The 9,656-nt window shown below is 68.1% G+C and carries 8 protein-coding genes and 1 pseudogene; 2 read left to right on the plus strand and 7 right to left on the minus strand.

What is annotated here, in order from left to right; all coding sequences use genetic code 11:
• Nucleotides 1-246: 246 nt before the first annotated feature.
• Nucleotides 247-2,148 carry a hypothetical protein gene (locus tag ACFW2E_RS32270; RefSeq protein WP_384471030.1) on the minus strand — a complete coding sequence of 634 codons (1,902 nt, stop codon included), beginning with the start codon at nt 2,146-2,148 and terminating at the stop codon, nt 247-249.
• Nucleotides 2,145-3,149, minus strand: a complete 1,005-nt coding sequence (locus tag ACFW2E_RS32275; RefSeq protein ID WP_384471033.1) for a hypothetical protein — start codon at nt 3,147-3,149, stop codon at nt 2,145-2,147. Before ACFW2E_RS32275 ends, ACFW2E_RS32270 begins: the two co-directional genes overlap by 4 nt.
• A 21-nt stretch (nt 3,150-3,170) precedes the next feature.
• On the opposite strand from ACFW2E_RS32275, the gene ACFW2E_RS32280 reads away from it, so the two are divergent.
• The gene (locus tag ACFW2E_RS32280; protein ID WP_079259476.1) at nt 3,171-3,491 is read left to right on the plus strand and encodes a helix-turn-helix transcriptional regulator; all 321 of its coding nucleotides are present in this window, start codon (nt 3,171-3,173) and stop codon (nt 3,489-3,491) included.
• A gap of 210 nt (nt 3,492-3,701) precedes the next feature.
• On the opposite strand, the gene ACFW2E_RS32285 is transcribed toward ACFW2E_RS32280, so the two are convergent.
• Nucleotides 3,702-4,223 (minus strand): hypothetical protein, encoded by a 522-nt coding sequence (locus tag ACFW2E_RS32285; RefSeq protein WP_384471036.1) that lies wholly within the window; start codon nt 4,221-4,223, stop codon nt 3,702-3,704.
• Nucleotides 4,224-4,502: 279 nt separating this feature from the next.
• On the opposite strand from ACFW2E_RS32285, the gene ACFW2E_RS32290 reads away from it, so the two are divergent.
• Nucleotides 4,503-5,270 (plus strand): IclR family transcriptional regulator, encoded by a 768-nt coding sequence (locus ACFW2E_RS32290; protein WP_384471039.1) that lies wholly within the window; start codon nt 4,503-4,505, stop codon nt 5,268-5,270.
• Between the two features lie 720 nt (nt 5,271-5,990).
• Here the strand turns inward: ACFW2E_RS32290 and ACFW2E_RS32295 are convergent.
• From ACFW2E_RS32295 to ACFW2E_RS32310, 4 genes and pseudogenes are all read right to left on the minus strand, one after another.
• Nucleotides 5,991-6,530 carry a DUF262 domain-containing protein gene (locus ACFW2E_RS32295; RefSeq protein ID WP_384471041.1) on the minus strand — a complete coding sequence of 180 codons (540 nt, stop codon included), beginning with the start codon at nt 6,528-6,530 and terminating at the stop codon, nt 5,991-5,993.
• An 89-nt stretch (nt 6,531-6,619) separates the two neighbouring features.
• The gene (locus ACFW2E_RS32300; protein ID WP_384471044.1) at nt 6,620-8,788 is read right to left on the minus strand and encodes a UvrD-helicase domain-containing protein; all 2,169 of its coding nucleotides are present in this window, start codon (nt 8,786-8,788) and stop codon (nt 6,620-6,622) included.
• Nucleotides 8,789-8,837: 49 nt separating this feature from the next.
• Nucleotides 8,838-9,335, minus strand: a complete 498-nt coding sequence (locus ACFW2E_RS32305) for a hypothetical protein (protein WP_384471047.1) — start codon at nt 9,333-9,335, stop codon at nt 8,838-8,840.
• A gap of 204 nt (nt 9,336-9,539) precedes the next feature.
• Nucleotides 9,540-9,656 (minus strand): annotated as a pseudogene (locus ACFW2E_RS32310) (N-formylglutamate amidohydrolase); the annotation flags it as partial.

Raw genomic sequence — 9,656 nt, forward strand, 5'->3', positions numbered from 1 at the left:
AAACTATGGGACTTACACGACATCGTCCCGAAGCGTTCACAAATTGCCGGTCGAGTCATCAGACTCACCGGTAATTCGTCGTTTCTGGGGCCTCGAGCCTCGTGATCGGCTCGATGAGGGGGTGAGGCGGTGGCGGTCCAGGTACTGCGCCTCCCACCTGCGGAAACAGGACATGTCTGCGCGACGGCTGGTAGCCGTGGCGCAGGCATGTGGGGTTTTCAGGGGGCAGAGCGCGGCGGAGGTGTGTCACTCGCGTGGCGGGGGCTCGACCTGCTCGGTCGGAAGCGGTCGCGCCTGGGGCGAGTCGGAGGGCTCACCCGGTTGGGTTGCGGCGCTCTGCGTGCCGGCTTTGCGGGGCTGGATGCCCTGGTCGCGGAGGAACCGTCGGATGGCTCTGAGGTTCGCCACGAAGATGATGACGGCGTTGAGCAGGGTCTGCGCGACGCGTCCGTGCGGCAGGCGGAGCTGGGGATTGTCGATGCTGTCGAGGGCGGACTTCTTGAGGTTGCCGTTGCCGCCCTCGTTCTGACTGCGCAGTCCGGACCAGGCTTCCTGCCACAGAGGGGTGAACAGGGGGTATTTCTGCCGCCACTTGGCCAACACGGTGCCCGGGACGGTGATGCTCTTCCCTCTGCAGATGTCGGGGTAGACGGGGGTGTCCCGCTTGGGCCTGGGGATGGTGGGCAGGGCTGCTGGGGTACGGACAGTGGGGGCGTCGAGGTCGACGACGGTGGACGGGCGTGGCTGGGGCCGGCGGTAGCAGGTGACCGTGGCGTGCGGCCCGAGGGCGGGGCACTGTCTACGCTGGTCCCCTGCGGGCCCGTACTCCTTGATCTTGGTCTGGTAGTCCTTGCGGGACTGGATCAGGTTGAGTGCGTGGGCGCGGTCCTCGTCCGTGCGGCTGTCGATGTATGTGGCGCCCGCAGTGATGAGCGGCGCGGGCATCAGCGGGCAGTAGAACTCGCCGCCGACCAGCTGCATGCCGCGGAACTCTCCCTGCCGGTCGACCTTGTCGTCGTTGTAATGCTTCACCGCGTTGAGGCCGAGTTTGAGCAGCTGCAGATGCAGGTTGTGAGGCTTGGCCTGGGTGATGCCCCGGTCGGCGCAGAACAGGTCTTTGACCAGGCCTCGTTCGAAGGCCGGCTGGATGGCGCGCAGGGCGGGCGGGCCGGGTTCGGTGCCCGGGGTGTGAAGGATCATGCCGAGGCAGACCGCCGGGTAGGCGCCGGCGAGGTCGCCATGGCCATGGCCCGGGAACGCGGCCATCATGGCGTAGCGGAACTCTCTCTTCTCCGGCGCCTTGGCCTTCTTCTCCTGTCCCGACTTGGTCTTGCGAGGCACTGGCTTGTTTGTCGTGCCGCGCCGGGTGCCAGTGTTCGTGGAGGCCGCAGCTTTGCCGCTGGGCCCCGACTTCTTCTGCGTTCCTCCCTTCACGTACATCCCGGCGGTGATCTCAAGCGAGGCCCGGTCCTGGTGGTAGTCCGGCTCTTTGCCCCAGACCGGAACCGGTGTGTCATCGACCGCGATGTGGCCAGGCCACCGAGCGAAGTCGCCGCGCCGGTAGGAAGCCATCACCGGAGCGAGAACCAGATCCTGGGCGATGGCCTCCAGATTGCGCACGGTGTCCTGATTGGCGCGGGCATTCCACTTCCGTCGGATCTTCTTGGCCTCGCTGAGCGACAGCCGCTTGCGGCGGTCGTGTGGTGCCGGGTCGAGGCGCCGGGTCATCGAGGCCCAGGACCGGTAGACGCGCTTCGACGTCGCGTACTGGTGGTGCGCGACGCGGTCGATCTCTTCTCGGGTTGCACCCTCGGGGATGTGCAGGTCGACGTTGGGGACGTCAAGGAGGGCCTTGGACCCTGGAGACAGGGCGAAGAAGAGTGTCTCCCATGCGTCGTTGATGTTCGCGCTCTTGCCCATGTACTGCGACAGGATCAGGCCGATCAGCACTGTGCGGAACGGGAAGCCCTTCGGGCCTGGCCGGTGCTCGTTGGAGGGAAGGCGTTCCAGTACTCCGCTGTGGCGCACGAGGTCGAAGATCTGCCTCACAACGCGGTCGCTGAGGGTACGGCCGGGGGCCTGCGGTGCAGGGCGTAGGGCGAGGCCGGTACGCCGGCAGGGTTTGTCCTCCGGGTTCTTCCTGCTCATGCCGCCGCCCCCCGCAACAGATCGGATGCCTCCGCTTCGGGCACGTCGTGGAGGAAGACGAGGTATCGCGAGAGGCTGTGCAGGGTCCCGAGTCCCGACGCTTTGAGGATCACCTTCAGCGGAATACCTGCATTCAGCAGTTCGACGAGCCAGGTCGTACGCAGCCGCTGGGTCTGCAGCACTGCACCGTCACAACGGCCGATGATCCGCGGGTACCTGGCCAGCCAGTCCGATGCGATGTGCTTGCTGGTGCGGTCCTGCCAGTCTGGCCGGAAGGCGTACGCGTCTGCCGGGATGTGGGCGGCTTCCGCCAGCAGCAGTTCCTCGTAGGCGTACCGGCATACGACAGTGCGCGGACGGCGCCCGTGCACCTTGACCAGTGCCCGGCCGGTGGGGCCCGCGAGGATGTCCCGCCCCTGAACGTACACAAGATCCTCAACGGCGAGCCCACAGCCGACGCCGAGACAGAACAGAAGACAGGCGTTGCGCCGCTGGGCGGGGGTGGGCAGGCTCTGCGCCCAGATCAGCCAGTAGGCGATTTCCGCCGGCGGGTAGGGGGCCACTGGGGCGGCGGTGGCCTTCAGTCGGATCGGCGGATGCTGTCCGAGCTGGTCCAGCAGGAGTGCTTCGGAGGCCCGGCGCAGCTGGCTGCTGCAGGTTCGGCGGCTGTTGGCCGCCATTTGGCGGCAGCCGACGAGGATGAATCGTTCGACGGTGCTCTGGGCAAGGATCACCGAGGGTTCGAGCGGGAGGCCCTGGGCCTCGACCCAGGCGACCAGCCGTGCGAGCGGCGTCATGACCACGTCTGGGCCGTAGGGTCCCGCTGCGACGGCCATGAATCCCAGCGAGCGGACGACCGGAGCGATGCGGCGCCACTGGGCGGGCGGCACCGTCTCCGCCTTCGGTGCGTAGGCCAGCAGGCGATTCGACACAGCGACCTCCAGGCGCAAGGTCCATGACAGGCGGCCGGTTAACCGGCCGCGGGTGTCAGTGTCGATCACGATCTGAAGGAACGCAACTTTATGACCGGAGGCCGAGCGCGCACGGCGCCGCCATGGAGCTACGCCGTCGATCCGGAGGAGTGGCCGGATGCCCGGATCGCCGGGGAGCCCGCCGCGGCGGTGGTCCAGACGATTGCCCGCCGCCTCGCCGCCGCCCTGCGTGAGAGGCCGGAGCTCTCGCTGCGTGCACTGGCCGCACAGAGCAACGTCGGCAGACAGACCATCGGCGATCTGCTGGCGGGCGCCACCTGGCCGGATGTGCTGACGGTCTGCCGACTGGAGCGCGCCCTGGGCCTGGCGCTCTGGCCCGGATCGAATGCGACCCAATGTGCTCATGACTGATCCCCAATTGCCTATTTGAGGTCAGTCGTGCACGCTCGAGTACGGAATGGCGCAGACGCCCTATAGCGCCACCCGTGGGAGCGCTAGAGTGAACGTGCGCGACGGACCGGAACCCTGCTAGGAGAAGCGTCCGTTCGCGTGTTTGGCGGCCTCCCTCGACCGCTAATCGAGGGAGGTCTGCTTGTTGGGTTAGGGTCGTTCTCGGGTGGATCAAGCAGCCCGGGATGACAGCACGGCCCGGAACATTCCCGGTGCTACGTTTTCCACCTCGCCAAGTTGCTTCATGCGGTTGAGGGTTTTTCCTACGGATGAGCGGACCGTCGCGTCAGCTCCCGGGCGTACCGCCGCCGCGATATCGGTGATGGACATTGCCTCTTGAGCGGCGCACAGGAGTGTGAGGATCGCATCGCGCATGCTTCCGTTACGCGGTGGCCCCAGGGTCCGAGTGCCCATGCCCGGGCGTGCATCTTCGGACGAAGGATCCTCGCCGGCGACAGAAACTTCAGACGGACCCTCCCGGGAAGGCTGGGCGCTTTCCGCGTCCTCGCCAGTGTCCGACGGCTCTTCGCGGGCATCGGTGGATTCGACGCCCTGGCACATCATCGCGTACACAGCTTCCAATGTGGCCAGCTCGCCGCGCAGTGAAGTGATCAGCTCCTTCACGGCATGCCGGGCCTGGCCGATATAGACACCCTTGTCTGACGCAGGTGCGCTGGTCCGGTATCCCGCCATAGCGAACTCCCTAAGGAAGGCCGCTGCCAGTGTAGGGACGGCACACTGTGGCACGCACGCAGTTCCTGTGAGGCGCTATCAAACGGTCAGCAGTGTGCTCAAGCACGGCAAGTCCGGTCGGGGTTGTCGCAGGACTCGACCTGTCTTGGTGCAGAGTTGGCTCGCCGGGTTCGAGCGATGCAGCACCGGAACTGTGGGACGTGCCACCACAGAATCCTGACGTGTGGATTCTGTCGAAGCTCCCGGTCTCCGGGAACGTTTGAGCGCTACGGTTCCTTCATGGTGGATGGCAAGCATCTGTCGGCGACAGAGGCCTTGGCGTCGGTGACGAAGGCCCTGGATGTTCTCGTCCTGGCGTATGACCGGGGGGAGATCGGTGTTACCGAGACCGCCCGGGAGCTCGGTATCTCACGATCCACCGCACACCGCATCCTGGTCACCCTGCAGCGCACGGGTTTCCTGCGCCACGATCCTGGCCAGCACGGATACTCAGCGGGGCCGCAGCTCGTACGCATGGGACTGGCAGCGATCGCCCAGCTGGACGTCCGACGACAGGCGCGCAGACCCCTGGAGGAGCTCTCCGAGAAGCTACAGGAGACGGTGTGCCTGTACTCCGTGGATGCGGCCGTCGTCCGACTACTCGATGGAGTCGAGTGCCAGCATGTCCTGCGCGTCAGCGTTCCGCTCGGACAGGAGCTTCCCGCCCACGTCACAGCGGCGGGCAAGGCCCTGCTCGCACTGCGCGACCCGGCAGATGTCCGCGCGGCACTCCCGGCCGCGCTCCCTGCTACGGCGGCAGGAAGCATCACTGAGTGGCCGCTGCTTGAGGTGGAGTTGGAGGAAGTCAGAGCCCGGGGATGGGCGGCAGACCTCGAGGAAAGCGCACATGACCTGCACGGCGTAGGCGTGGCCATCCGCAACCGCATCGGGGAACCGCTCGCCGCGATCTCCGTGTACGCGCCCGCCGTACGTCTGCGTGAACAGGACATGCCAGCGGTTGCTACGGCCCTTCAGGAGACCGCCGCCACGATCGCCAGGGCCGAGTGACGGGGGATGTCGAGGTGCCGGGGTCTTCAAGGCTCCAGGGTGATCCGCCCGTCCGGGATCCACCCCTCCAGGTATCCCGTCAACAGCACATCCACATTCGGCAGATCACACCGTGCGCACAACTCCTGCCACTGCTCAGGCCCCGCCCAGCGTGTCGCTCCCCTCCAGGACAGATAATCCGGCGGATCACCAGCTTCAGCGAGACGAAAGACGAACACGTGCGCCTCTCGACGGCTCCGGCCTACGGGCACAGGCACCTGAGCCCAGCGGCATCCTTCAACAGCGCCCCCGCGCACCGGCATCGCGCCGACCACATCGCGGAGTACGCGCACTGCCACCTCACGGTAGGTCTCTGTGGCTCGGGCGGATCCTGAAGGGAGCACCCATCGGGGAAGAACTCCAGACAGGTCGTCTGCCACCAGCGCAAGCCGCCCGTCCGAGCTCAGCAACGCGACGAAAACCACCCGCCGCATCCTGGGAGGCGGCACGGCAGGGAGCCCCGAACTCTCGGCAGCGTCCAGGAAGACAGGCACAGTCCGATCCTGACATGCGGCCGCTTAACCGGCCACTCGTGTCCCGGATCGACGCGAGTTTCATCTCTAAGCTCAATGCGGTGAGTGTGATCCGTCGCGCCTGGGCAGCCCACAAGCCGTACGGAGATCGGCCTGGCTGAGCTTGAGACCGGTGTTGTTGAGCGACTCGAAGATGCGGTGCACGTTGTCACCGCGCTCGGCGGTGACGGCGACGAGCGTGAGCCTGGAGGTGATGGCCTGCTCGAAAGCGGTAGGCGGCGGTCACTCGGTCCCCGGCAGCCTGATCCGCTGGGGTGTCCAGGATGTGCGCGGCGCACTGCGGACGGTCGGCCTGCGTTGGCAGCAGACGGTACCGGTCGGCGCCCTTGCGGCGCTTGTTGATCAGGTATTCCTCGTCCACCCGCTCGGCTTCGTCAGGTTCGGAATCCGCGATGTGATCACGGATCGCGGCCAGCGCCAGTGCCGTGAGGCGCTGCTGTCCGTCCACCACCAGCCAGCGCGGGAACGTCGGCTCGTTCTGCGGCGAGGGCGCGAGGACCACCGAGCCGAGGAAGTGGGTGCTCCTTTTGTCCCCGGGCTCCACCAACTCCGCCTGCTCCAGGATGTCGTCCCACAACTGCGCGAGTTGTTTCTCCGTCCAGGAGTACGTCCTCTGGCAGAGCGGCACTTGGGACTGCTGTGCCCGCCCCTGTACGAGATCGTCGAACAACGTCTCTTTCGCCTGCAACTTCGCGCCCCCTCTTCACCGATGACCTTCGTCATGCGTCGGGCGGGCACTCTATGACGTCACGCCGGACGGCACGGTGATGCTTATAGTCACCCCGCCGGACTCTCCTGAGGTGTACCGGCCTCCACCAGGAACGGACTCGCCTCGCCCGACCACGACACGTACAGACTGTCGCGCGCTCTCGTGCAGGCGACGAACAGCAGGCAGCGTTCCGACATCATGTCCGTCTCGTGCTGCTTGGAATCCAGCTCGGCCGGCGTCACCGCCTTCGCGAACGGCACGGCACCGTCGTTGGCGCCGATCACCGCGACGCAGCGGAACTCAAGTCCCTTGAATGAGTGCATGGTTCCGACCCGTACGGCATCCGCCGCGCCCGCGGTGTCGGCGGACCGCAGCGATACGGCGGGGATGCCGGCGGTCTTGAGGTGGGTCACCGCCTTGGCGCACGTCTTGTTGAACCGGGTGCTCACCCCGATCTCCTCGGCGCCGACGCCCGCATCCAGCCACGTCCGCACTTGGGCGACCAGAGCCGCGAGTTCGACGTCCTCGTCCGCCGCCGCGTGCACGGCAGGCCCGTCGCCGTGCAGGGCGGAGCGGTATCCGAGCAGCGTGTCGTCGCGGCCCTCGTCCTCCAGCTGGGCGATGGGACGGCCGATGAGCAGGGCGGTGGACCAGCGCAGGATCTCCTGGGTGCTGCGGTAGTTCTTGCGCAGCTTCACCGACCGCCCGGTGACCTTGATGCCGAGCGACTTCAAGGACACCTTCGAGTCGTAGATGCGCTGGTGCGGGTCGCCCGCGATGAACAGGTCGTCCGGGCGGGCGGGCACGGCCGCGCGCAGCAGACGCCACTGCGCCGGGTGCAGGTCCTGCGCCTCGTCCACCACCACATGCCGGTATTGCGGCCCCTTCTCCGCCAGCAGCCGCGCCGCCTCCGCGCAGGTCTGCAGCCAGGTCCGGGCCCCGTCCGCGGCCAGGCCGTTCGTGAACCGCTCTACTGTCTCCCACACCAGCGGCCGCTCGGCCGCCGTCAGCCGGCTCCCGCGCCCACGCCGGTCCGCCGACTCGTACTCGGCGAGGCTCCGGAGGTCCTGGGCGACGATGACGTGCCGGTACTCCTGGGCGAGGAACTGCGCGCTGCCGGGGAAGCCGGTCGCCTTGGCGGCCTTGCCCCAGCGGCTCTCCTCCTCGTTGTTCATCAGCGGCCGCAGAGCCACCGCGCCCGGCGCCTCTGCGACGACCCGGCTGGCGAATCCGTCCACCGTCGAGATGTCCACCTTCTCGCGCAGTTCCGGGTCCTCCACCAGCGACTCGAGGCCGGAGCGGAGCGCGTTGACGAGCGCGTTGGTGTAGGTGGTGAGCAGGATGCGGTCCCCGTCGCGCAGGTGCCCCAGCAGGTGCTTGACGCGGTGCAGGGCGACGACGGTCTTGCCGGTGCCGGGCCCACCGGTGACCTGGGCCGGCCCCGAGTACGACGCCCGGTAGGCCACCTTGCGCTGCGAGGGGTGCAGGAACACCCGCCAGGCCGCGAACGGCTTCTCCAGGATGTCCCGCAGTTCCTCCGGCGCCGTGACCAGCGCGATGCGCGCCCGGGTGTGCCGGATCGCCGTCTCGTAGTCCTGCGTGTCCACCGGCTGCGTCGACGCCTGGAGGGCGGGCGCGACGATGTCCTGCCACACCTCCTCGATCGGGATCCCTTCGGCGAGGTACTGCAGCACCTCCCGCTGGTCCTGCGGCAGCAGCGGCGCGAACACCTCCAACTGCTCCTTGTCGACGAGTGACCGCGCCTGCCGCAGCGTCTCGTCGTCGATGCCGAGAGCCTTAAGGTCCCCGTCGGAGAACTCCGCGAACAGCCGCTTCTTCGGGGAGCCCTCCGCGACCCGCTCGTACGCCGGCGTGAGCTCGTCCAGGGTCGCGGCGTCCCGGATCTCGACGGCCCGCGTCACCTCGTTGATGCTGGCCTTCTGCTTCTTCGCCCAGGCGATCGCCTTGTCGTGCTGCATGACCCGCAGCAGGATGAACGTGTCCCCGGTCGGCGGAGCGAGGACCACACCGCGCCAGAACTGGTCGATGCGGATCGTCCGTATCTGCTTGTCCTTCGCGTTCGTCAGGCTCTCCAGCTTCAGCCCCTGATCCTTGAAGAGCTGATCGAGGGTGAGCTGGTTGAACTTCTCCCAAGCCTCGAGCACGCCCTTTCTGACCGGGGGCTGGAGCTTGGGGAGTTCGGCGAAGAAACCGATGTCGAAGGCGAGCTGCGGCATGAGGGGATCCTAAGGGCCGGGCGGGGTGCGATGCGGGCGGAGTGCCAGGTCAGGGGGAGGATCTGGGGCTGCCACCGTCGAGATCCAGACGGATCACGGCCAGCGTCTCGGCGACCTCGGCGGTGAGTTCGTCGTCCGGGCCGAACACCATGCACAAGTCCTCGTGCAGCGGCTCCAGCACGTCGAAGGCGTCTGCGGCCCGCCCCTGCGCAAGCAGCAGCATGCCGATGTCGCGCCGCAGTTCCACGGCCGTCTCGCTCATATCGCCGTCCACGGACCGGACGACATCGAGGACGTCGTGCAGCCCCGCCAACGCCTCCGTCACCTGGCCGAGTTCGCCCCGGCAGCGCGCCGCCTGCGCCCGGCTGTCCAGCGCCTCCTCACTGCCCGGGCCGCTCACCCGCCCGTAGGCGTCGGCGAGCGCCTCGAACTCGGGCAGCGCGGCCCGGTGGTCGCCCGCCAGCTGGCGGCTGACCGCCCGTCGCATGCGCAGCCCGAGAACCGCCTTGTTCTCCGAGCCGAGGGCGCGCGCGGCGGGCTCGATCATCTCGCCCACCACCTCGGCGGCCTGCGCGTACCGCTCCTCCTCCAGCAGCGCGCGGTAGTGCGCGTGGACCTCCCGGATCTGCTCCCGCAGCGCCTCCCGCTCGGCCGCCGGAACGGCGGGCGGGAGACCGAGCCCGGCGGCGCCACCGGCGGGCCGCGCGCCCCCCCGGGCGGGGGGGCCGCGGGGGGCCCCGGAGGTGACCGGTCAGCCGGACACGGCGTCGACGAGGGCCGCCAGCGACGCGGCGAGGCGGGACAGCCCGGGGCCGGCCGGTCCGCCGGGCTCGGTCATGTAGGTGTCCCGGCGGATCTCCACCATCAG

The organism is Streptomyces sp. NPDC058964 (genome assembly GCF_042741275.1).
Classification (GTDB): Bacteria; Actinomycetota; Actinomycetes; order Streptomycetales; family Streptomycetaceae; genus Streptomyces.